The sequence below is a fragment of the Paenibacillus sp. BSR1-1 genome (assembly GCF_030403775.1).
GTDB lineage: Bacteria > Bacillota > Bacilli > Bacillales > Cytobacillaceae > Neobacillus.
Genome location: NZ_JAQMWQ010000009.1, coordinates 37,090 through 61,771, shown reverse-complemented (window position 1 = coordinate 61,771; position 24,682 = coordinate 37,090). Strand labels below are relative to the sequence as shown.

Below are 24,682 nucleotides of genomic sequence, written 5' to 3'. Positions count from 1 at the left end.
GAAAGTTTAAGCCGCTACAAAAACACCTTATGTTTCGTCGGCAACAGAAAATGTAGTTCAAAAAGAAAGCATTCCAGTTCTGAACAAACAATTAAACACAACCGTTGGAGCAAAATCGATAACGACATTCGTAATTGACAACGCAAGCAGCATGCTTATTCCTCCAGACGAGATGACGGCAAAGGCAACTAGCTCTGCTTCTGGAGAAGGTCCGGACAAAACATTGGATGGTCAATCAGGCACCAAATGGCATACGGCATATGACGCAAGCTATACAGTGCTTCCGCATTCCATCACTTATAAACTCGGCAAGTCATACGACGGTGTATATAAGCTCAAATATTTGCCAGGACAGGATGTAGATTGGAACGGTGTTATTACCAAATTTGAGATTTCTGTAAGTACTAATGGATCAACGTTCACGAAGGTTGCTGAAGGAACATGGGATTCAGACAAAATGGAAAAAACGGCAACTTTCAATGCAAGCGGAGCTACTCATGTGAGATTTACTGTTCTTGCTTCGAGAAGCGATGCCGGCAAGCAGTTCGGATCGGCTGCTGAAGTTCGTCTTTATAGCATGAACGGATTCACAGTAGACAAAACCAAACTTACCAATGCGATTGCAACGGCAACTGCCTTTATCGATGGATTTACGAAAGAACCTTCATATTTGGACAAATTGAAAGAGCTCAAGACGGAAGCCGAAACACTGTTAACGAGTGCAACTATCACACAGGAAGAGATGACAAAGATGGCAGACCAATTGACTGACGAAATCACATTCATACAAGCGAATAATAGTAAGAATAACGGATTCAATGTGTTTTTTGCTCCTGAAGCGCATTCATCGAATCCGATCAGTTACATGAAGGATGACAACAGCTCTACCTTCTATGAAACAAACTGGGCGAATAACGGAAGACATTACAATCCTGGAGATTATATCATATTGGATCTGAATCAGAGTAAAGTTGATGTTGGTAAAATCGTCTATACACCGAGACAAGACTCGGCAAACGGCAGAATTAAGCAATACAAAATCTATACGAGCAATAAGGATTTGACGAGTACAACAGTCGATGGCACTCAAGACTATTTGGACGAAAACTTTACTTTGGCGGGAACTGGCGCTTGGGATACGACGCTTAAAGCCGATCAAACGGCTACGTTTAAATCTAAAACAGCACGGTATATTGCCATTCAGGCCATAACAACTGGAGGAGATGCCAATACCCTTTCTGCTGCAGAGCTTGCAGTCTATCAGAAAGAAGTAAACAGCATCGACACAAGCAGTGTGACAGCAGCTATTAATCAATTGAATTCGCTCAAGTCAACTGGATTACACCCGCAAGTAGTAGCGGCTATCGACAAACAAATTGCGGAAGTCGGTAATCTTGAGTTGTTAACCGAGGAAGCTGTTTCGTACTACATGACCGTTCTTAGAGATATGTACGATTTGTATGCAAGCCTCGGCAAGAATGATTCCATTAAGAGCGGGAAAGTATGGCTCGATACGGAAGGCATACCAATCCAGGCCCATGGCGGCGGTATTCTGTATAATGAGGAGAACAAAACGTACTACTGGTACGGCGAAGATAAAACGGAAAACAATATCGGTTCGGGTTACGTACCGGTAACAGGAGTTCACGCCTATTCTTCGAAAGACTTATACAATTGGAAGAATGAAGGGGTTGTATTGCCGGTATTCAACAACCCGCAACTAGGCCGGGACACTTTACCTGCTGGAAATTTGCCAATGTACTTGGATGAAAATTCGGACACGTACAAGAATAGCGGTAAACCGTTCGATCCTAACCGTGTCGTGAATATTATAAGAAAGGACGAAGACTATACCAAAGATATGAAGTCACCGGCAAACACGCTAAGCAAACACAATTCGCCAGAACGCATAGCCGAGTTGAACGCATTGTACGAAGGCTATACAAATGAGCAGAAGCAAGCGATGTATAAAGACTTTAACTGGGATAAAGTTGTGGAACGACCGAAAGTAGTCTATAACAAGAAGACGGACAAATACGTCATGTGGTGGCATCACGATGGTCCTATCGCCGGTACTTATTGGACAGCGGAAGGTGGCGTGGCAATCAGCGATTCGCCGACAGGACCATTTAAATATCTTGGCACATTCCGATTGCCGAACAATGGATCCGACAATGGAAATGATGGCATGCTGCGGGACATGACGCTGTATGTAGATGAGGATGGTGATGATGCTACTCATGATAAAGCGTATCTGATCTATTCTTCGGAAGAAAACAGTACAACTATTATTATGCAATTGAATGAAGACTACACTGGCCCTGCCAAGAATGAGAATGGACAGTCATTGGAAGGAACCCACTGGGTGAAAGCTCATAAGAGCTGGAGAGAAGCGCCAACGATTTTCAAGCAAGATGGCGTCTATTATATGATTACGTCAGGATTGACAGGCTGGAATCCGAATCCTGCCAAATATCATGTATCCACGAATGGCATTTTCGGACCATGGATTGAAAAAGGCGATCCGATGGTGAATGACTGGGAAAGAACGACATTCAGAAGCCAAAGTACGTTTGTATTGCCTTATCGGGATGGTAATGGTGATATCGTACCGAATAAATTCATCTTTATGGCTGATAGGTGGATTCCTCATAATTTAAAGGATTCCAGATATGTCTGGCTTCCAATCGAATTAAATAATCAAAACAAAACGGTTGAGATAAGATGGCATGATGAATGGGATTATTCTATCTTTAAAACAGGTACTACTGTAAACTTCAACAGTAACGGTGGCAGCGAGGTTCGTAACATCTACGGAGCAGCTTCCGGATCAAAGATTACCATACCAACAGCTCCGACCAAAGATGGGTTTACGTTTATTGGTTGGTACGCGGATGAATCATTAACCGATGAATGGGATTTTGCTAACGATACCATAACAGAAACAGATATGACGTTGTACGCGAAGTGGAACAAGGTTGTAACGGTAAGCTTCAACAGCAACGGAGGCAGTCCGGTTGCATTTATGGTTGTAAACAATGGATCGAAAATTAATGAACCATCTACTCCGACAAGGACCGGATATAAGTTTGTTGGGTGGTACAAGGATACAAAGTTAAAACAAGAATGGAATTTTACCACCAATATAGTTACTGCAAATTTGACGCTGTATGCGAAGTGGAAGAAAAGTAAGAAGAAAAGTATGTTGTGATTTAAATTGAATAAGGATGACCCAAAAGTCTAGATCATTTGACTTTTGGGGACAGTCCTTTTTGTTTTTTGGGAATAAAAACAAAAACCTAATATAGGATTTTCATGAGCCATCTTCCCTTAGATATGAAGAAAAAGTTTTATATTACTTTTAAAGTAATGCCCGGATTAATATTCTTTTTTGGGGGTAGAGTAACAGCATTTATGTTAATGTGGGGGTCCTACAAAATATTTCCTATTTTCAAATTAAAAATTTATAAGTAAATGGTTAAAGGGGTTAAGACAATGGTAAGAAAAAATATTGAAATGATAATTCAAGAATGCAAGAAAGTAATAAATGTAACCGATTTCGGGGCGGATCCCTCTGGACAAACAGATAGTACTGATGCAATTTGGCGTGCATTTGAATCAGCAAAGGAAACCGAAGGACCAGTAGTTATAGATTTCCCATTGGGTACTTATCAACTCCAAAAAGGAACTGCTCAAAAAAGAGTTTATCATACATCCAACACAAATAGTATAGAATACCCAGTAAAACATATTGCTTTATTACTTGAAGAGCAGAATCATGTAATAGTAAATGGCAATGGTTCCTTATTTATGATACATGGAGATTGTATGGCCATTGCAATCGTTAAATCCAAAGATATCTATCTTCACAATTTTTCTTGGGATTTTGCAGACCCCACAACAATTGAAATGACAGTAATTAACACCGGGGAATGGGAGGATGGAGAATTTACCGATTTCTACATTCCTTCTTGCTTTAATTTCTCGATTAGTGAAAATGAAAACGATGTCATCTGGTACAGTGAAAAAAATCCAGTTAACGGACAGTACTATTGGACCGATAAAAATCACAAAGATGCATGGACACTCGTAGCTTATCATCCAGATATAAACATAACAAGACGCTATTCGCTTCATTTAGGTCCTTTTTCTGATAATAGAGTAAAGGTTCTACAAACTGGAAAATCAACGATTCGGGTCTTTTATGATAAAAAAAGACCGTTTCTTCATAAGGAAGGACTAGTTTTTGAATTCTGTTCAACACCTAGAAGAGAAACGGCAGGAGCTTTTATTTGGGAAAGCTCGGATACAGTTGTCGATAAGGTTAATGTACATTATATGCATGCATTTGGTTGGTTAACTCAAATGTCGCATAATGTTTCTTATTATGATTGCACATTTAAAACAAGAGAAGAGAGTGAACGTTATACATCTAGTTATGCTGATTTGATTCATGTGTCAGGAGCTAGTGGTCATGTACATATAGAAGGATGCACTTTTAATCACGCTCATGATGATCCTATTAATGTTCACGGAACATTTACGCGGGTAGAGAAAAAAATAGATGATTATACTTTACTGCTTCGTTATATCCAAAGGCAACAAGGTGGTTTTCCTCAATACTATGTAGGTGATCAAGTAGTATTTTATCACAGGGAAACGTTAACGCACGGAAGTGATCAAGGGAGAAAGTATACAGTAACTAAAGTAGTAAATCCCGAGGAAATTGGTACTGATTTAAGATCAATGATTGTTACCTTCGACCAACCTATTCCTTTTGAGCTGCTAGAAGATCATACAGGAGAACCATTATTTGTAGCTGAAAATGTTACGTATACACCATCGGTCTATATTAAGAATAATCTTTTTGAAACAATATCAACCAGAGGAATATTATGTACAACCAATAAAAAGGTAATCATTGAACAGAACATATTTAAACATATGGCAATGGATTCTATCTATCTATCTAATGATTCACAATATTGGTATGAATCTGGTCCAATTTGTGATATGACCATTCGTTCCAATAAATTTTACGTTGCTAAAGTAGGCCAGGCTAAATGGAGAAATGCTGCAATACGTATAGAGCCAATCACTCTCCGAGGGGAATTACCGCATTTTACAAATACTATTCACAGAAACATCAAGATAGAAGATAACGAATTTTATATGGAACACGAGTCAGTATTAGTTGCGAATAGTGTAAATTATCTCACCTTTACAAATAATAAAATTTATAAATATCATCCGGACTTAGACAATACATTTCCTAGAACGCTAGCTAGTGAGGAAAAAGAGGAAGGTAGAAAGACAAAGACATTTGAACTTTCTGCATGTAACAACGTTCGTATTAATCAAAATACTTTTGAAGAGGGATTTTATACAGACCTATCTTATTCTAAAATGCCATTAACGAATATTCTGGTAAGTGGAATAGATAAGTGCAACGAGATTTAACAAAAGGATTCCTGAAGTGGGAAGGATAAACATATTTATTAGTATAGTGCTGTATCGATAAAATAATGTTATGGTCCCATAATTTATTTGATTTTACATTATACTCCTATAAACTTAAAGTTTTAGTATAAGCTGCAGCAGTCAGAACACGAACTGAAGCAGCTTGTCTTCCCAACCGAACAAATGAAAAGGGGGCAATCTCTTATTATGTAAGAGGTTGTCCCTTTTGATATAAGCAGCTCTTTAGCTGAGCAAACTTTAATTTCACTGTAGACGAGTCTAATGAAATCGCTACCCTATCCACAGATATTAATACCTATGTTAATGAAATGACAGCAAGCTTCATAACAGGTAAAAAGTCAATAAGTGAATGGGACAGCTATGTAAAAACGTTGGAAAAGATGAACTTAAAACGTTTTATGGAAATCTACGAAGAAGCTTATAAGAGATATCAAAAATAATAGTTTGAAGGATAACCAGAAATTGGCTCCATTCAAATTTATTGTACTTAAATAGACGAATACGGGTGGCCATTGCTATCCGTATTCGTCTTTTAAATAAGTTAGGAGGAAGGATGGGCATGGAATCAAAGGCTTATTCACTAAATTCTATAGGTTTTCCGAATTCGTAATGAAATTAGCACCCTTACAAATCTTCTGGTTGACTTTCACCTTATGCGGAATGATTGTTTTAGGCTTTATGCCAGCCAGGAATTATTCCTTTTCTCAGTATTAGCTTATTAGGCTGTATGATTATGTTCATTTTACTTAAATTATTTAATAAACTTAGCCTTAACATGAAGAACTATACTATTAAAACTACTGTCAAAATTTGAATGCTTTTACACTGAATTAACTAATCGTTGAATCACTCATAACATTTGTTTATGAGTGATTCAATTGATCTATTTTTTACAATACCCCATTATATATTCCCAAATTTTCCTCTGGTTACAGTTCATGAACTCCCTATAATTCGCATTTTCATGACGCTGCCTCTAGTTCTAATAAGTCTTTTTATTTCTTCAACTCTTTTCTCCTATCTTCGTTTTAAAAGTTACTTAAGTCCTCTATTTTTATAAATTAACAAACGTAATTGATATTGAATTATTAATTTACAACGATAAGAATTTTAATATTTAAAATTTTTATTGTAAATTTAATATTAATATTATATTATCTATGTAAAGTTATAATCGTATTTAACCTTTGGTGAAATAGTAGAAAAATAGAGGGGGCATCTTGAATCAAGATCAATTTTTGAAAAAGAAAATAGTTTTTGGTCACTTACTGCAGTATCTCTCGGTGGCATTATAAGCTCTATTTGGCTTTTTGTAGCAGAAATAGCAGCAAATAAAGCTGGTCCTGCATCCATCCTCGCTTAGATTATTGGTGGGATTGCAATGATGCTTGTAAGACACTTGTATACGCGGAATTAGGTATGGTGAAGTCGGAATCGGGTGGTGAAGTACGTTATCCTTTGTATTCCCATGGATATGTTTCAGCTAATCGATTCTAAAGGGATTACATGTTTGGATTTGAAGGGGATTCAACTGGAGAGCTCAATCTCTGCTGTTTGAGAAGAAAGCCCCCAATCTATAATAATAGTAATTATTCAAGATGAATTTATATTTCAAAATGTTTTATTGATGAACTAAAAAATTACCTTACAATTATTTGGGGTTACGACCTTAAATAGCCCAAAATATACAAAGAGGGAGACATATATGAGAATTTATTGTTTACAAAATGATCCTTTAGCCGGACTCGGAGAAATTGGAACGTGGATTAACAAAAAGGGATATTCTGTTACTACTACACAGGTATATGAAGATATTGATTTTCTTTCTCCAGATGATTATGACTTTCTTATTATTCTAGGTGGACCGATGGGAGCTTACGAGGAAGAAAAATACCCATGGTTACGGTTTGAAAAAGATTATATTTCTGAGGCGATTCGTAGGAAGAAATTTGTTTTAGGAATTTGTTTAGGAGCACAGTTAATCGCAAGTGCTTTGGGAAGTCCTGTTTACCCTCATTCGGTGAAAGAAATCGGCTGGTGGCAGTTAGAACGTAGGAAAGAAGCAGAATTCCTGCAACTTTTGGACGGTTTGCCGGAAAAGTTTACAGTTTTTCAATTGCATATTGATACTTATGATTTACCGCAGGGAGCTGTTCATTTAGCCGAAAGTAAGGCGTGTTTAAACCAAGCGTTTCTGTATGAAAATCGGGTTATTGGGTTGCAATTTCATCCTGAATTCACAGCGAATACACTTAACCATATTGTTGAAAAATTAGGACAAGAATTGACCGATGGACCATTTATTCAGAAACCTGAGGAGTTTTTAAATCGTAATGATCATCTTGAAGGAGCACATTCTTTCTTGTTTAACTTATTAGAAAATATAGATAAGGGTTATCAAGAAGAATATATTGGACAATAATGGTGGTTATGTTTGGAATGAAAACATTTTAACATAGTAATCATCAATACTACATGATTGTGGGCAAGGTGCATCGAACTACAGTACGTTTCATGTTTCAATATCAAAATGAAATAAAGAGTGTTTGAGATAAAACTCGAGGGATTGATTTCATTTGCTTGGTTAGATTCAAACTATGCAAGAAATAACAACTTTTTTGATGTTTAATTAAGCGTTTGCATGACGAAGTGCATTAGATGCTGTAGAACTGATGAATCTTGGTGTCAATTATTTAAGAAAACATATTATCTCTGATTTCAAGAGTTCATTATGCTATAACCAACACAGGCAATACGCATATTCTTAAATGTCAACCCATAGTGAATAACATTATTCTTGAAAACGCTCTCAGTTATTTGCTGGATTGGAGCCTATATGACTAATTTATGGAATAAGTGATTTTATATTAGCTGTAAATAATTAAGTTAAGTACTCAACTTTTACAGTCTAGTTATAGAAATATAACCAGACGATCACTTTGTAATTAACTAATTTAATATCACTTTTTTTGTTATGGTTTGGGAAAATATAGAAAAAGAGGAGGCTGTTTATGAATAAAAATGGAAAAATTTTTTATGGTTGGTGGATAGTAGTAGCTACTTTCATGATTATGACTTTAATCTATGGCACGATTGCAAACTTAGTTTCCCTATTTATTCTGCCGGTTACGAAAGAACTTGGAATTGGTATATCTCAGTTTTTGCTGTATTTTTCCATAATGGCTTTCACTGGAATGGCTGTAGGTCCTATTGCAGGCAGACTAATGAAAAAGATCGATATAAGATTATATTTAACCTTATTTATCTTAATTACAGCTCTTGCATTTGTTGGGTTTTCATTTTCAACTAAATTAATTCACTTTTATCTATTTGCAATCCTAATGGGGGCAGGTATGGTAGGAGGTTCATTAATTCCTGTTCCAGTTCTAATCACTAATTGGTTTAATGATAAACGCGGTTTATGCTTAGGAATGGCTTTATCGGGGAGCGGTTTCGGCGGTGTAATTCTTAGTCCTGTTGTTAACTGGCTCATCACAGCTTATGGATGGAGATCCGCTTATCTTACTTTAGGAATTTTAATATTTGTGGTATTAGTACCATTAGCTGTATTTGTTATAAGATTAAATCCAGCTGACAAAGGTCTTTTGCCGCTAGGTGAAGGAAAAACTGTTAATATTGCACAAAAGAAAGTATTAACAGGTATAACTCAAGGTGAATTATTAAAATCGTTATCATTTTGGTCTCTTTCTTTAGCCATTCTAGTAGGCGGTATCGTTGTAAATAGTATGCTTATAAGTCTTGCTCCATATTTAAATGAAATAGGTACTACAGCGAAAACAGCCGCATTGCTCTTATCATTAAGTTCAGCAATGGTGATTTTAGCCAAACTATTAATCGGACGATTATTCGATAAGTTAGGATTAATTACGACTGTATTATTTATATCTGCGGGGAGTTTAGTAAGTTTTCTATTTTTGATGAAAGCAAATGTAGTACTTCCAGCTATTCTTTACTCCATATTCTCGGGAATAGGCTCAACGGCTATAACTGTTACACCTGCCTATATGACAGGGGCACTTTATGGTGAGAAAGAATTTGGAGCAAAATATGGAGCCGTATCTATATTTATTTCATTAGGTGCAGGAATCACTCCTATCGTTTCAGGTGCCCTTTATAATATTAATCATTCATATGGATTGATCCTAAATGTTCTTATTATACTTTCTATTGTACAATTTTTATTATTTTTCATTGCTGTTAAAACCAAACCAAAGTTTTCATTAAACCCGGATATTTCAAAAATAGAAGCGTCGTGATTTAATAAAACGTAAAAAGATTTATTTATATAATAACCATGCCCCATTTTTTGGTGGGATTAGCGTTTATTTCCTTATACTAGAGAGTCGATGGTGGGTGCAAATTGAATTTCACCTCGATACTTTTGATATACCGAAAGACGCGATCCATCTGGCTTTAAGTACAGGTTGCAAGAATCAGCCGCTTTTTGCTTAAACAATCGAAGAATATACTCTTTACATTACTTGATAACATCTCAATCAAATTTAATGAGGAAGGAAAACAATTACCAATATGTTAGACAATTCCAATACACAAAAAAATGAGGGGCCAATCGCGTCTGAATTGATTGACCAAATGGATTTAACCATATTACATGCCCTATCACAAAATGCCCGCATATCGTACCAGGATATTGCAAATGAGCTTGATGTTTCAAGGGTGACTGTTAATGATCGTGTTAAAAGGCTAATAAATAAGGGCGTAATTACTGGTTTTTTTACGGGCATTAATTTTGAAGCGCTTGGCTACACCGTTGTCGCTTATGTCGCACTTATTACTGGACAAGGGAAAAAAGCAGCTGAAAGTCTCCATAATGGAATAAAAAATATTCCCGAAATTGAACAATGTGATACAGTAGCGGGGAGATATGACGCGATAATTAAAGTAAGAGCGAAAAGTCAAAAACATCTTCAAGACATTCTTACAAATAAAATCGGAGCCCTTGATTATATTGAACGAAAAGAGACAATGATTATTTTAACCTCTCCAAAAGAAATAGCAGAATTTAAATTGTCTGAACTTGAGTTTTAAAGTGGCAAATAGAGAAGGTGACCATGTTTATAACATTTTAGATTGTAACCTTTTCTTTAATCATGGTCAGTGGGTTGCTGTAATAACCCATAAAGAGCCTCCATATTCTCAAAAGTTGAACGCCGCAATGGTGAAGAGTATGTTTCTACACTTCTCGCAGAAGTAAAGAAATATACAGCACGTATTAATTAAGGCATCTGTCCAATCATAATAATAAACAAAATATAAAAATAACTATATTACTAAACAAAAGACATGTGTAAAGATACCTGGATATAATTGCCTGTTTAACAATTGTCCACATATGGCTTTTACTTATGCACCATCTGAAATAGCATATTCAGGTGATAACGATGAATGCCATTGGAAAAAGTGGCATAGTACATTATTTTAAGTAACTAAGTTAATTTACAAGTGAATAGATGAAGCAACGGTGCTTAGGAGGTTTTATTTTTTATAAAAAATAAAGTCTATTAGGCATTTTTTTATTTTGAAAGGCGGGTTTATCGTGAACGAAGAGAAAAAATGTTTTTAAATAGTAAACTTTCTTTCTCGCATTAAGCAACAGATGAAAAACATTACATCTATTCTGGAGTCCAAAAAATTTGATAGATGGAGAGTAGCTATTATGGAATTAAGACATCTTAAAACTTTCAAATTCGCGGCAGAGTACTTAAATTTTACAAAGGCTGCTCAACAGTTAAACTTCACTCAACCTGCTGTAACTGCACAAATTCAAACGCTCGAACAAGAATTGAAACAGCAGCTATTTACACGAATAGGAAAGAAGAACTTTTTGACGCCTGCAGGTGAACTCCTTAGAACATATACAGATCAGATATTTTCCATAGTAGAGGAGATTGAATCATCTTTCTCCGAACTTTCAAATTCGTATGGCAATATTACGATTGCCGCTAGTGAAGGGTATTGTACGAATTGTTTTCCTTATGTAATTTCTGAGTACCAGAAGCTATATCCCCATGTACAGATTAAGGTGATTTCTTGTAACAGTGATGAAGTTATAAAAGGGATCGAATCAAACAAATACGATATAGGGATTATTTCTGGTGAGCTAAATAAAAATGGAATTACAAACATCGTGATTGCAGAGGAAGACATGGTTCTAGTGGTTTCTAAAGATTTATATGTTAGGTACCCGGAAGACCAATTACTGACGAATTTTCCTTTTATTAAATATCAAGCGGGAGAATATTTTGAAACGATAATAAATAAATATTTGTTACAATCGAAACTCGCATTACAAAATGTAATTGAATTTGGAAGTATAGATGCGATCAAAAAGGCCGTATTAATTAATATTGGGGTAGCGTTGTTAATCAGTGACTGCATAAAAAAAGAAATTAGCAATGGTGATTTAGTCCCAATCCTGGTTACTGAGAACAAAGTAAAAGTAAACACTTCTATCATTACGTTGAAGGAAAAAGAAAACGTAGTAACAATTCAATCTTTTATTAATGTAATCCAAAAAATTTGGAATAGAATTCCTACTATGGAGTAAAAAAGCCGAACGAGATTCTTTTAGTAGTGTTATAACACCGTTATTAGCCAGGAGGTTCTGGTGCAAACACTTAAAAACAATTGCAATGGATCTCTAACTCTTAAACATATTGATACTATTACTCTAACTTTTTCGTATGTTGCCAGACCTCCTGTAATAACAGTAGATAAAAATCCAGCGTCAATAAAATAATGTTATGGTTACCATAATGTTTCTTAATTTTACAAAAACTTCATAAAAACTTAAAGTTTTAATATAAGCTGCATCAGCCAAGTACACGAAAAGATAAGGAAGGGAATACAGGTAAAGCGAAAAAGATTGCGGTGAAAAAATAAATTAGATCTGTATTTATTCTTGATCAGATGAGAACCTCATCTGATCGATTTTAGTCAATTACTAAGAGGGATGTAGTCTGGTATATGCATAATTACCACGCTAAGGTATTTTTAAACAAGTTGTATGGGACACTTTGAAGCCTGTCTATACGAGATTATGTATCTATCACATTAGGGGTTACTCCATTGAAACCAACTACGGATGCTGACATATCAAGTTTTCTAACCTTTACGTTGTAAATCAACAAAATCCTGACGCTATCTCTTATTGTTGTACAAAATTGGCTGACTCTATTAGCACAGAAAATATATGAGGTGAGAGGGAACGATGCTATCGACAGACTTTTCAAGTCAAATAAGAGAATTACAAGAGTGTATAGAGAACAAACGGAAAGAATTGATTGAACTAGGAATGACTTATGGATTTGCAGATAAAATAACTATCAAATGCAGTCAAGATCTTGATAAGTTGATCAATATGCAGATGCATGAAGTTTCATGTTAGTTGATATATGTCCATTATTGTCGGCTTATCATTAGTTATATCTATTTCTGCAATTATAAAAAAATACCTATCTTTATTAAAAGAACATTCCTTAAAGGACCTAAAATAATCGTATCTGTCTTTTGTTGGCTCTTTGAGTCGCGTATAGCCCTAAATATTGTAATTATTTTAATTTTTGTGTAGTTACAATAACGTAAATTACATCGAACCACGCTAGTTCTTTCGTTGTAAAGTACTTTCCAGCCTTTAAGAAGGCCGCTTCGTTAAATTAAAAATAGCCTTTTCAAATACTAAAAAGGATGTATCCAGGGAATTACAGATTTACAACGCTAAGCTATTTAGCATTTTAAAAATGGAGGTATTTTTGTGAGTGAGAAAGAAAAAAGGTTACAGCTTAAAACTTCTATTATTCTGGGAAAAGATACTAGCCAAATGACGTTAAACAATATTATTGAGGAACTGATTTACGTTATTGAGGCAAAAAAGAAGACGACAAATAGTAGTAATTGTAAGAATTTTTAAAGGAATGTTTGTAGTTCTAAAAAGAAGATAAGTTAATAAATGTACAGATAAAAAGTTAAGTCGGAATTAAAATTAATTCCTGGCCTTTTAAACGTTCTGAGTACTGCCATTAAATCTATCGGAACAAGTCTTTTGTCACAATTTAACAGTGCAGGACTGACCGATATTATCAACCATGTGAAAGTGCAAAGCGGCACTCACATTCAACATACATTATTCTTCGTCAAAGAGCTTGCCAATTGGCGAGTTTTCTTTACCCAGACTAAAGTAGTCCAGAAATCCAAGATAATACAGGAAATTACTTTTATGTTAACAATTTCTGTTTTTTATAGTGATATTGTAATCGTTTTCAAATAAAGTAAGGGAGATGAAAAATTGAAAAAGAGTCTAGATATCTTTCGTTTTAATTTTTCATTAGTTCTTTCCGCCTGTAGCAGTTCAAGCAGGCGATGGTGGAGGGGACAAAAAGAATGGCCGAAAAGCTCAAAATCTTAAGCTGGTGGAGCTGGGGAAGAGAATGGTCTAAAAGCATTGATTAAACTATTTGAGGATCTAAGATGTGTCCATGAGTTAAAGATATGAAGTTTAAAAACATATTAAGCTTAGTTATAGCAGTAGTAATTACAACTTCATCAGGGATAACAACTTTTATATTATTAGGTTGACCCATCAACCCAACTTATTGTATATTAAAACTGTAAGAAATTTCCCTTAATTAAGACTGAAAGAGTGGAGGGGATGAATCTTATATTAGAAATAAAACAGATAATGCATCCTAGTAGGCAGCAAGGGCATTACAAATAAAGCAGGCAACGAATGGCTAAATTGATCATGACAACACATCCCTCTAACATTCATCGACGATCATTTCTCAATTGAAAATTCCCTATCAAAATAGATTTTACGTAATCTTTTATTATATCAACTTCATTTCTCTTATACGAAATCAACAAATTAAGGCTCTATGAAGGTCTTACTTAATTACGCTTATATATTTAGATATATAAATATATAAAAAAATATAGAAAGGGTGGTGGAGATAAAAAAGTTATCCATCAATAGGACAAATTGCAAGTTTTTGAGTTTTTAAGGGGACTGTCTTTCTTTTCTTTAAATTGGATCCACTAGGAATTATATAAGCCAATTAGCCATACGAAGAATGAAAGACAATAGGAATTTCATTTTCGGAAGACCACTACAACCGGAGGTAGAATATGCTAAGTCGTCAAGCTAGGTTTAAAAAACTGGTAAGCTTGGGTTTATCAGTGGGTATGTTGTTTTCTATGCTTCCAACAGCATCTGCTGCTGTAACTGAAAAGGATAACATAATTAATAATGTTTCTGTCAATCAAATCTATAAGACTATAGGAAAAGTAACTAAGATTACGAAAGAAAGAAATAACGTGTACTTGGACTTAGAAACAGGAGAAAAAATAAAAATTAATTTCCTAACAAATAATGTTTTTCGACTGCATTTGGACCCAAAGGGTATTTTTGAAGAATATCCTACTCCCAATGATCCTGAGCATGTGACAAAAATTATCGACAAAAATGTCAGCGATTACAAAAAACAATATGGGGAAATTGACATTCAAGTCGATGAAAGCGATACCAATGTCTATAAAATATTCACTGATGCTTTAGAATTAAGAGTAGATAAAACTACTTCAAAGATGAGCCTATACGATAAAAAAAGATCAAAGTTTCTTTGGAGTGAAAGTGAACCGCTAAAACATTCCAACGGAAGTACAGTTCAAACTCTTGATACAAAAGAAAACGAATATTTTTATGGTGGAGGTCAACAGAATGGATTTTATGCCCATAAGAATAATTCCATCAACATTGCAATCGGGGGAGGTTGGGATGCAGGAGCTGCATCAAGCCCAGTCCCTTTCTATATAAGCACTGAAGGCTACGGAGTCATGCGAAATACTTTTAAGCCAGGCGTTTATGATTTTACAAAAACGGCTACTTTTACTCACAGTGAAGACAGATTTGACGCTTATTATTTTGTAGATGATTCCATCCCAAACATCATTAATGAATATACAGAATTAACTGGGAAACCGGCCCTTATGCCAAAATATGGTTTCTATTTAGGGCATGCTGATTGTTTTAATGGAACTCATAATGGTCATAAGGACCAACGAACACTCCTGACAAATGGATTAAATACTATAAATCAATATGCAGATCACGATATGCCATTAGGATGGTTTTTACCAAATGATGGCTATGGTTGCGGGTATGGCGGACTTGGTAATTTGGAGCAGTTTGTTGATAAAGCAAATAATAAAAAGGTTGAGGTTGGCTTATGGACACAAAGCAATCTCTACCCAGATCCTAATCTTCCTGTTGATAGTCCTTTACGAAGAGACCTTGACGGGGAAGTAAAAGCAGGTGTAAGAGCAATAAAGACGGATGTTGCATGGGTTGGGCAAGGATATTCCATGGCCTTAAATGCCACACGCCAAGCAGCGGAAGGAATTCAAAAAGAAGATAATTCAGGTGGTGCACGCGCATTTGTTATTTCGCTAGATGGGTGGGCTGGTACTCAACGTTATGCTGGATTATGGTCAGGCGACCAATATGGCGGTAATTGGGAGTACATAAGAATGCATATCCCAACTTACATTGGCGCAGGCTTATCAGGAAATCCAAACGTCGGCTCAGATATGGATGGTATATTTGGCGGAGATGCAAAAGTACAGACACGTGATTTCCAGTGGAAAGCATTCACTCCTATCCAAATTGACATGGATGGCTGGGCCTCTGGAGGCAATGATTACAGTAGATCTAAAAATCCATGGAATTATGGTGAACCTTATGCGTCGATTAATCGGATGTATTTAAATCTAAAGTCACAGATGCTGCCTTATATCTACACGATTGCTGAGGAATCTACATCAAAATCCATGCCAATGATTAGAGGAATGATGTTGGAATATCCAAATGATCCTTATACGTACGGGACGCAAACACAATATCAATATATGTGGGGTCCTAATCTACTAGTAGCGCCAATATATGATGGAAACTCTAATGCAGCTGAAGTAAGGAACGATATTTATCTTCCAGATAAAAAGCAAATTTGGATCGATTATTTTACAGGTGAGCAATACCAGGGAGGAAGCGTTCTTCATAACTTTAGCGCTCCACTATGGAAGACCCCTGTATTTGTTAAAGCTGGGGCAATTATTCCAATGGCACCAGAAAATAATTCTATTAATGAATTAAATGGATCTGAAAATAGAATATTTGATGTATATCCATCTGGAAAATCAGAGTTTACTCTATATGAAGACGATGGTAAAACTGTTGAGTATAAGGAAAAGAAAAATACAAGAACGAAGGTCACTTCAAAGGTAATTAAGGATCAAGCTGTGATAACCGTCGATACCGTAAAAGGAAAGGGATATAAAGGGATGGTTAATAACAGGGGCACAGAAGTGATTGTCAATACACGTATAAACCCCAAAAATGTAAAGGTTAAGGTTGGAAATAAAGATGTTATATTAAGGAAAGTTACGAATGAAGAGGAATATAAAAATTCAGAAAACGTGTACTTCTTTAATGAACATCCAAACCTGAACAAATATTCTACCAAAGGCTCACCATTTGAAAAGACTGACATTATTACATCACCAAAGCTTTTTATTAAGGCAGGGAAAACAGATATCACGAAAAATAAAGTAACTTTTACAGTAGATGGGTTCGATAATACTCAAAAGAAGGATGTAGTAGATGAAGAAGTACCAACGATTCCATCGGGGCTTAATGCTGATGATGCCAACATTACAGATCGAGATATTAAATTAAATTGGGATAAGGTTGATGGTGCGAACACAACTTATGATTTAATGATCGATGGCATTGTTCATACAAATGTGTTTAAATCAAGCGATAGTCAGCAAGCACCATTCTATCTCCATACAGGTTTACCATATGATACAGAATATTCTTATCGAATAAGAGCAACGAATACAAAAGGCTCATCTGGCTGGAGTGATGAGATCAAAATAAGAACGAAGCTTGACCGATACAGAAATGTTCCTAAGGATATGACGGCAAAAGCAGATAGTGAACAGCCGGGACAAGAAGCATCTTTAGCGGTCGATGGAAAAGATGAAACATTGTGGCATACTCAATGGGGAGATGCTGGCAATAAACTGCCGCATACCGTTGAGATTGATATGAAGCTAGCGTATGAATTAGATAAGCTCGAGTATGTTCCAAGACCTGATGCAGGGAATGGGACAATATTAAAATACAATTTAGACGTAAGTCTGGATGGAAAAACTTATAAAAATATCATCACTGATGGAACCTTTGAGAGAAATAATGAAACCAAAGTCATAGATTTTAAGGAAAATATTACTGCAAGGTATATTAAGTTAACCATTACAAACTCTGTAGGCGGCTTTGGAAGTGCACAGGAATTCAGGCCATACAAAAAGGATAAAACAGTAGGAACCGTTGTAGGTGAGAATATACCGAACGGAGTCATTGATGAAGATGATCTGCTCTTCTTTGCAAGCTATATGGGTGTGGACCAAACGGATACAGCTTGGGGGCAGGTTTCAAGGGTTGATTTAAATTTTAATGGTGTGATTGATGCCTACGATTTAATGTATGTAGCTTCTCAATTAGGTGAAAAACCACTTCATGCAACAGGCAGGCCGGTTGCCGGGCTATTGGACATTCGACCAAGTAAGCAGCAGCTAAAAGCGGGAGAGGAATTTTCAGTAGAAATAATAGGAGCAGGATTAAAGGATATCAATGCGTTTAACCTGGAACTAAGGCTGGATCCGAACAAATATGAAATAGTAAAAGAGTGTAAGCCTGACGGGACTTGTGGTGAAAATATTGTTTCGCCTGCCAATGAAACAGCCAATATGTTAAATTACTCTGCACTTGCGGGTATTGGAAATTCTGAACAACGAATTATTGCTGCATTTTCTAACAAGGGAACACAAAATACATTAGATGGTACGAAGACATTGTCCACGATTAAGTTAAAGGCTAAGAAAGATCTTCAATTCGATATTCCGATCACCAGATCCTTACTGATTAATACAGCCTTTGACACTATTGATAAAATAGGAGAGGTTTTAAATCCAGGCCAGGAACCGGGAGAGGTTGAACAACCACAAGAGCCTATGGAACTACAATTATCGGATAAAGATATGACAGTTACAGGTGAAGGGGAAAAGATGCAGGGCGGTGCGGCAGCTTTTGCCAAGCTGATTGACGGTGACATAAGTGAAAATTCATTGGCGGAATTGAAATGGAGCCTCACTGGAAATGAAGGAATTTCACTACCGTTACCCGTTGATTTTAACTTTACTAAACCACAAGAATTGACTAAATTTATTGTTTATAATCGCCCGCAATATACGAATGGAAAAATTAAAAAACTAAGTGCCAAAGCCTATTCTGAAGCAGGAAAGGAATATGATTTAGGAGAAAAAATTGTTCAATTTGACGATAATTCGGTCACTTTCGACCTTGCTGAGGCTGCGATACCTTCTGGAACTAAATTTACAAGGTTATCGATTACCTTTGAGGAATCGCATAGCGGGCCGCTTATGCTATCTGTTGCAGAAGTAGAGGTTTTTGCAAAGAACCCTGCTTATGTTATTAAATAAAAATAAAAGTCTCTTATTACTTTAGTGGTGTTAGGGTTAACCCATTAACCTGTTAATGCGTTAACCCTAATAATCAATCTTTATTATGATTGGAGGGGAAACTAATATATATGAAAAAGATGCTGTCACTGTTCTTATCTACTGCAATTGTTAAGATATATCCAATCCATCAATCATTTTCCAGGGGGTAATATCATGCCGAATATTTTGTTAACAAGAATCGACAACCGATTGGTCCATGGTCAAGTAGGAGTTACATGGGTTAATCATTTAGGAGCTAATTTAATTGTCGTCGCAAATGATGAAGTGTCTGAAGATGAGGTACAGCAGGATTTAATGGAAATGGTTGTTCCGGGGTCAATCGGAATTCGCTTTTTCTCTATCCAGACAACCATTGATGTGATCCACAATGCAGCAGATGAACAGTATATCTTTATCGTTGTGAAAACACCACAAGATTTGTTGCGACTTGTAGAGGGCGGGGTGCCAATTGACAAGGTGAATATTGGAAATATGCATTTTTCTCAAGGGAAAACACAAGTATTCTCCACCGTTTCCGTTGATGAAGAAGATAAAGAAGCCTTTAGGAAGCTGCGTGACTTAGGAGTGAAACTTGAGGTACGCCGCGTTCCGGATGAAAGACCAGATGATATTTATAAACATTTATAGAAAGAAGTGAGAATGAATGGATAATCACGTGCTGCTTCAAGCCTTATTAGTTGCCATATGGGCTGGAATTGCAGGAATAGACCTGTTTAACGGGTTGTTCCACATTCACCGCCCGATTGTAACCGGTGTCATCCTTGGCTTGATTTTAGGGGATTTAAAAACAGGAGTTATAACAGGTGCTGCCATTGAGTTAGTGTGGGCAGGTATGGTGCCGCTCGCTGGGGCACAGCCTCCAAACGTTGTTATTGGGGGTATAATCGGAACGTCGTTTGCGATTCTGACAGGACAAGAGCCTAAAGTGGCAATCGGTATTGCTGTACCGTTTGCAGTTGCCGTTCAGGCGTGTATCACTCTCATGTTTACTGCTTTTTCGCCAGTTATGCATAAAGCTGATCAATATGCACAAGAGGCGAATACAAAGGGAATCGAACGAATCAATTATTTAGGTATTCTTACATTATTTGTATTCTATTTCGTTATTGCTTTTTTACCGATTTATTTTGGAGCAGATGCTGCCAAAGGGGTCGTAGAAGTTTTACCAAAATGGCTTATTAGCGGTCTTGGCGCTGCTGGTGGAATGATGGCCGCAATTGGTTTTGCGATGCTGTTAAAGATTATGTTGAAAAAACAATATGTTGCCTTTTTGATCGTTGGATTTATTTTAGTGACATATATGAACATGCCAGTCATTGCTGTTGCTTTAATTGGAATCGCCATCGCGCTTTACGATTTCTTCAAAGCAACTACTGGTGATGGATCAGTAAGGGGGGTTCCTAAACGTGGAATCTAAACAAGTAGTAGAAACGACAATCAACCATACGAGCAGTCCGGATTATTATCAAAATGGTGCCACAAATCAGGCCGTAACTAAAAAAGATTTAAACAAGATGGTGTGGCGATCCCTTTTATTACAAGCGTCATTTAACTATGAGAGAATGCAGGCCGCAGGATGGTTATATTCGATCTTGCCAGGTTTGAAAAAGATTCACAAAAATAAACACGATTTAAGTGAATCAATGAAAAGTCATATGGAATTTTTCAACACGCATCCATTCCTTGTAAACATTATTATGGGGATTGTCCTTGCTATGGAGGAAAAGAAACAAAACCGAAATACGATTAGAGCCATTCGGGTAGCCATGATGGGACCGCTTGGCGGAATTGGTGATGCCCTTTTCTGGCTGACGCTCCTTCCTATTTGCGTTGGTATAGGTGCCTCGCTTGGGCAAGATGGAAACCCTATGGGGGCAGTCATATTCTTATTAATTTTTAACGCAGTTCATTTTTCGCTTAGATTTGGATTAATGCATTACGGCTATAGTGCCGGCACAAATGCTATCAGTTCTTTAAAGGAAAATACTAAAAAAGTAGCACATGCAGCATCTATTGTAGGGTTAACCGTTGTTGGCGCCTTGATTGCCTCATTCGTAAAGTTAGAATCAAGTTTAGTGATCCATGCTGGTCAAGCAAAAATTGCCCTGCAAAAGGATTTACTTGATAAAGTCATGCCAAATCTATTACCTTTAGCCTATACCTTATTAATGTACTACCTATTAAAAAAGGGATTTTCTCCAGTTAAGCTAATTATCATTACCGTTATCATCGGTATAATTGGTAAAATTCCATTTCCTTTTGGAACCATTTTATAATATTTAGCATATAGGAGGCTTTTTAAAATGAATGGTTTGATCATTAGCGGTCATGGATCGTTTGCAACGGGTCTTCAATCTTCTGTAAAACTAATCGCTGGAGATCAACCCAATGTAGAATACGTGGATTTTCTTGAATGCGATTCAACAGGCGACCTTGAGAAAAAGCTGCTTAAGGCTTTTTCAAGATTACAAGAATGTGAATCTATCTTAATCTTATGTGATTTAGTTGGCGGTTCTCCGTTTAAAACGGCCGTTGCGCTTACGAATGGGAAGGAAGGTTCTGCTGTGGTTGGCGGAACAAATCTTGCGATGGTCATCGAAACTGCATTACTAAAGGACGGACTTCAAATCGATGGATTAAGAGATTTAGCGATCAATACTGGTAAAGAAGCGATTAAAGGTTTTCAAAAGTCGGAACGTCCAAGATTCAATGAGTCTGGCATTTAATGAAAGCGATAAAGGGTAGAACAATCTATAAGTCTAGGTTTGTAAAAATCTCAGGGTAAGGAAGCAAAGTAAGGAAGTGTGGGGAAGGTTCTCGCGCTTCCTTATTTTTTGATTTATTTTTAATAGTCGTTTTGACTGGAACACGGAAAATGGTTCGATTAAGGAGGTTATCAATATTTTACAAGTGTAGAAGATATTAATAGTGATTTTGATAAACTATCATTATTATAGTTTGGTAGAAACTATTCCGTTATAGAACCTGGTTGTCAGGTTGACACTACAAGTGTTGGTGTTATAATTTAGGTTATTAAAAGAATGTTAGTATGGTTTGGAGGCAGGTTTAGTAAAATGAAACCATTGCAGCATGAAAGTTTAATACCGCTATATCACCAATTGATGGAAAGACTAAGGGATTCGATTGAAAAGGGACATTGGACTCCGGGAGATAAAATCCCTTCGGAAAATCAATTAATGGACCAATTTGGTGTAAGCCGCAATACTGCTAAAAAAGCGATAGAGGAGCTTGTACAGGAAGGGATACTTTACCGAATCCAAGGAAAAGGAACCTTCGTGGCAAAACCGAAATTGCAGCAGTCATTGATGGGGTTCTACAGCTTTAGCAAAGTATTAAAAGAAAAAGGATTGAATCCTAGGGATATCATTTTGAAAATCGAAGATGTCAAACCAACTGCCAAAATCCAGGAAGCGCTGCAGCTGGGGGACGATGAGAATGTCATTGAAATGAAACGCCTTCGCTGCGCCAATGATGAGCCATATATTTTGGAATCGTCTTTCATTCCGAAACACGTTGTTTCAGATATAGATCAGTTAAAAAAAGTAGGGGAAATTTCTTTATATGATTTGTTTTCACAACAGTTTAATATCGTAGTAACCAGAGCAAAAGAGGCATTTGAACCTGTTCTTATTCGTGCAGAAGAAAGTGGATATCTACAAACGGAGGAAGGTCGTCCGGCACTCCTGCTAGAACGGACAGCGTATGATTTTAATGGTGTGCCAGTTGAATTTTGTATATCCATTGTACGTGGAGATCGCTGCCGCTTCTACACCGAATTAAGCTAAATCAGAACTCATAGCATTTTGTCTATGAGTTCTTTTAAAATCAAAACCTGTACCAACAACCCAATAAACTTTTATCTAAATTTAAGTTGGTGGGTTGATATGTTGATGTTGAGGGAGGTATATTCAAATTAGTTAAAATTTTCGGTTAGCACTGAAGATTATTTTTTAAACTAAACTTATACCAACAACCCACCATTAAGCCGAGCGAGAGAACAACCTCTTTCACTAAATTGTTAAAAATTTAAAAGAAAATTCCAAAATGAGAGAAAAATTTGTTATCCTATTAAAGAAAGCGCATAAGTTCAACCTAAGAGGTGTTTTAGCAGTGGCAAGATTAAAGGATATTGCGGAATATGTTGGTGTTTCTATTTCCACTGTTTCAAGAGTGATTCAAAATGATCAGACCAGAAATGTTCATCCCGAAACGAAAGCAAAAATTTGGGAAGCTGTGAAGGAGTTAGGATACATACCAAATCAGCATGCCCGAAATTTAGTAACCAACAAGCAAGAAAAGAGTAAGGCAAGAACGATGAAAATTGGCTGGGTAGCCAATCCAAAACAAGCAGAAACGAATCCTTACTATGCAAATATTTATACAGGTATTCGTGATACTTTAGCAAATAATGACTACACCCTTATTAGTATTACCAAGGATGAAATCGAAAACGAGTCGCTGCTCCTTAAGGCGATTTATGAATTGGGAATTGAAGGACTCCTCTTGATGGATAGAATTGAGGACAGTCTTATTGAATATATTCAGCAACAAATCCCTGTAGTAGGGATGGACTTTCATTATTCAGATAAAAATATGGCCACTGTAGACTATGATCGTAAAGCAGCTATCAAAACCGTGGTACAGTATTTAGTGAAACAAGGTCATCTGGACATCGGGTTTATTGGTGGAGGAGCTGGAAAAACGTATGAAGATTTGTATGCTGAACATCGTTTTAAAGGCTTTCAACATGCCATGGAAGAAGCAGGATTAGCTATCCAACCAGAATGGGTAATGAATACGAAGTGGCAAATGGAAAATAGCTACGAAAGTATGAAAAGTTTAATGAAAAGAGATCCCTTGCATTTGCCGACTGCAATGGTCTGTGCAAGTGACTTAATGGCCATTGCTGCCATGAGAGCAGTCATCGAACATAACTATAAAATCCCTGAGGACATCGCTTTCTTTGGTGTTGATAATATTGACATGGGAAAATATTCATCACCACCCCTTTCAACAGTAGATATCCCCAAATATGAAATGGGAAGAATGGCGGCTAAAACGATTATGGAAATGGTGGAAGAGGAAGTTAAACTTTCGATAAAGATGATCTTACCGTTTGAATTAGTCATTCGTGAGTCCTCTAACATAAAACGAACCTAATTGGTTCTTTTTTAATCAACAGTTGGAAAACGTTTGGATTAATTCAAGAAAAAATTAAGAAAACAAAATTTTTCACTAGCCTTTGGAGCTGGAATGAATTAATGTGGCCGATGATCGTGAATAGTTCTACTGAATCGATGACACTTTCCGTCGGGTTATCCTCGCTCCAAGGTCAATATTTAACCAACTATCCGGTACTTATGGCAGGCTCCTTTTTAGCCATCCTGCCAATGCTGGTTCTATTTATCATTCTGCAAAAGCAATTTATTGAAGGCATTGCTGTAACAGGTGGAAAATAAAGAATAATCTTTCATATTGGGTTGACCCAACAAGTTGTGATGATATACAATAAATAATGACAAGAATATTAACTAAATTA

17 protein-coding genes and 1 pseudogene are annotated in these 24,682 nt (G+C 36.4%); 17 read left to right on the top strand and 1 reads right to left on the bottom strand.

Features of this window, described 5'->3' with window-relative positions:
• The first annotated feature begins 151 nt into the window (after positions 1-151).
• From PH210_RS14770 to PH210_RS29775, 3 genes are all read left to right on the top strand, one after another.
• A complete protein-coding gene (locus PH210_RS14770) occupies positions 152-3,211 on the top strand; it encodes an InlB B-repeat-containing protein (RefSeq protein ID WP_289986509.1) in 3,060 nt (1,019 codons plus the stop codon).
• A 284-nt stretch (positions 3,212-3,495) separates the two neighbouring features.
• Positions 3,496-5,460, top strand: coding sequence for a glycosyl hydrolase family 28-related protein (locus PH210_RS14765; RefSeq protein ID WP_289986507.1), 1,965 nt, complete (start codon positions 3,496-3,498; stop codon positions 5,458-5,460).
• Between the two features lie 630 nt (positions 5,461-6,090).
• A complete protein-coding gene (locus PH210_RS29775) occupies positions 6,091-6,195 on the top strand; it encodes a DUF624 domain-containing protein (RefSeq protein ID WP_354669991.1) in 105 nt (34 codons plus the stop codon).
• 444 nt (positions 6,196-6,639) lie between these two features.
• Here PH210_RS29775 and PH210_RS14760 read toward each other — a convergent pair whose 3' ends face one another.
• Positions 6,640-6,834: a hypothetical protein gene (locus PH210_RS14760; RefSeq protein ID WP_289986506.1), complete on the bottom strand. Its 195-nt coding sequence runs from the start codon at positions 6,832-6,834 to the stop codon at positions 6,640-6,642.
• A 352-nt stretch (positions 6,835-7,186) separates the two neighbouring features.
• On the opposite strand from PH210_RS14760, the gene PH210_RS14755 reads away from it, so the two are divergent.
• The 14 genes and pseudogenes from PH210_RS14755 to PH210_RS14690 all read left to right on the top strand — a co-directional run.
• Positions 7,187-7,903 (top strand): type 1 glutamine amidotransferase, encoded by a 717-nt coding sequence (locus tag PH210_RS14755; RefSeq protein WP_289986505.1) that lies wholly within the window; start codon positions 7,187-7,189, stop codon positions 7,901-7,903.
• 589 nt (positions 7,904-8,492) lie between these two features.
• Positions 8,493-9,758: an MFS transporter gene (locus tag PH210_RS14750; protein WP_289986504.1), complete on the top strand. Its 1,266-nt coding sequence runs from the start codon at positions 8,493-8,495 to the stop codon at positions 9,756-9,758.
• Between the two features lie 274 nt (positions 9,759-10,032).
• The gene (locus tag PH210_RS14745; RefSeq protein WP_289986503.1) at positions 10,033-10,551 is read left to right on the top strand and encodes an Lrp/AsnC family transcriptional regulator; all 519 of its coding nucleotides are present in this window, start codon (positions 10,033-10,035) and stop codon (positions 10,549-10,551) included.
• A gap of 628 nt (positions 10,552-11,179) precedes the next feature.
• Positions 11,180-12,070, top strand: a complete 891-nt coding sequence (locus tag PH210_RS14740; protein ID WP_289986502.1) for a LysR family transcriptional regulator — start codon at positions 11,180-11,182, stop codon at positions 12,068-12,070.
• A gap of 663 nt (positions 12,071-12,733) precedes the next feature.
• Complete coding sequence (locus tag PH210_RS14735; protein ID WP_289986501.1) at positions 12,734-12,910, top strand: aspartyl-phosphate phosphatase Spo0E family protein; 177 nt, start codon at positions 12,734-12,736, stop codon at positions 12,908-12,910.
• A 366-nt stretch (positions 12,911-13,276) separates the two neighbouring features.
• Positions 13,277-13,432 carry a hypothetical protein gene (locus PH210_RS14730; RefSeq protein ID WP_289986500.1) on the top strand — a complete coding sequence of 52 codons (156 nt, stop codon included), beginning with the start codon at positions 13,277-13,279 and terminating at the stop codon, positions 13,430-13,432.
• Positions 13,433-14,646: 1,214 nt separating this feature from the next.
• Positions 14,647-19,080 carry a discoidin domain-containing protein gene (locus tag PH210_RS14725; RefSeq protein WP_289986498.1) on the top strand — a complete coding sequence of 1,478 codons (4,434 nt, stop codon included), beginning with the start codon at positions 14,647-14,649 and terminating at the stop codon, positions 19,078-19,080.
• Between the two features lie 195 nt (positions 19,081-19,275).
• Positions 19,276-19,749 (top strand): PTS N-acetylgalactosamine transporter subunit IIB, encoded by a 474-nt coding sequence (agaV, locus tag PH210_RS14720; RefSeq protein WP_289986497.1) that lies wholly within the window; start codon positions 19,276-19,278, stop codon positions 19,747-19,749.
• 16 nt (positions 19,750-19,765) lie between these two features.
• Positions 19,766-20,539 (top strand): PTS N-acetylgalactosamine transporter subunit IIC, encoded by a 774-nt coding sequence (gene agaW, locus PH210_RS14715; protein ID WP_289986496.1) that lies wholly within the window; start codon positions 19,766-19,768, stop codon positions 20,537-20,539.
• Positions 20,529-21,398 carry a PTS system mannose/fructose/sorbose family transporter subunit IID gene (locus PH210_RS14710; RefSeq protein WP_289986495.1) on the top strand — a complete coding sequence of 290 codons (870 nt, stop codon included), beginning with the start codon at positions 20,529-20,531 and terminating at the stop codon, positions 21,396-21,398. Before agaW ends, PH210_RS14710 begins: the two co-directional genes overlap by 11 nt.
• 27 nt (positions 21,399-21,425) lie before the next feature.
• Positions 21,426-21,848: a PTS galactosamine/N-acetylgalactosamine transporter subunit IIA gene (gene agaF / locus PH210_RS14705; protein ID WP_289986492.1), complete on the top strand. Its 423-nt coding sequence runs from the start codon at positions 21,426-21,428 to the stop codon at positions 21,846-21,848.
• Between the two features lie 348 nt (positions 21,849-22,196).
• Positions 22,197-22,928, top strand: a complete 732-nt coding sequence (locus PH210_RS14700) for a GntR family transcriptional regulator (protein ID WP_289986490.1) — start codon at positions 22,197-22,199, stop codon at positions 22,926-22,928.
• 325 nt (positions 22,929-23,253) lie between these two features.
• Entirely contained in the window at positions 23,254-24,303 is a 1,050-nt protein-coding gene (locus tag PH210_RS14695) for a LacI family DNA-binding transcriptional regulator (RefSeq protein ID WP_289986488.1), read from the top strand.
• Between the two features lie 71 nt (positions 24,304-24,374).
• A pseudogene (locus tag PH210_RS14690) lies at positions 24,375-24,602 on the top strand (carbohydrate ABC transporter permease); the annotation flags it as partial.
• Positions 24,603-24,682: the final 80 nt, after the last annotated feature.

Bases quoted from the DNA above. Each gene is read 5' to 3' on its own strand.
- PH210_RS14765 (WP_289986507.1), top strand. From the start codon at position 3,496: ATGGTAAGAAAAAATATTGAAATGATAATTCAAGAATGCAAGAAAGTA.
- PH210_RS14725 (WP_289986498.1), top strand. From the start codon at position 14,647: ATGCTAAGTCGTCAAGCTAGGTTTAAAAAACTGGTAAGCTTGGGTTTA.
- PH210_RS14745 (WP_289986503.1), top strand. From the start codon at position 10,033: ATGTTAGACAATTCCAATACACAAAAAAATGAGGGGCCAATCGCGTCT.
- PH210_RS14740 (WP_289986502.1), top strand. From the start codon at position 11,180: ATGGAATTAAGACATCTTAAAACTTTCAAATTCGCGGCAGAGTACTTA.
- PH210_RS14700 (WP_289986490.1), top strand. From the start codon at position 22,197: ATGAAACCATTGCAGCATGAAAGTTTAATACCGCTATATCACCAATTG.
- agaV (WP_289986497.1), top strand. From the start codon at position 19,276: ATGCCGAATATTTTGTTAACAAGAATCGACAACCGATTGGTCCATGGT.
- PH210_RS29775 (WP_354669991.1), top strand. From the start codon at position 6,091: ATGAAATTAGCACCCTTACAAATCTTCTGGTTGACTTTCACCTTATGC.
- PH210_RS14735 (WP_289986501.1), top strand. From the start codon at position 12,734: ATGCTATCGACAGACTTTTCAAGTCAAATAAGAGAATTACAAGAGTGT.
- PH210_RS14750 (WP_289986504.1), top strand. From the start codon at position 8,493: ATGAATAAAAATGGAAAAATTTTTTATGGTTGGTGGATAGTAGTAGCT.
- agaF (WP_289986492.1), top strand. From the start codon at position 21,426: ATGAATGGTTTGATCATTAGCGGTCATGGATCGTTTGCAACGGGTCTT.
- PH210_RS14770 (WP_289986509.1), top strand. From the start codon at position 152: ATGCTTATTCCTCCAGACGAGATGACGGCAAAGGCAACTAGCTCTGCT.
- PH210_RS14755 (WP_289986505.1), top strand. From the start codon at position 7,187: ATGAGAATTTATTGTTTACAAAATGATCCTTTAGCCGGACTCGGAGAA.
- agaW (WP_289986496.1), top strand. From the start codon at position 19,766: ATGGATAATCACGTGCTGCTTCAAGCCTTATTAGTTGCCATATGGGCT.
- PH210_RS14760 (WP_289986506.1), bottom strand. From the start codon at position 6,834: ATGGATGCAGGACCAGCTTTATTTGCTGCTATTTCTGCTACAAAAAGC.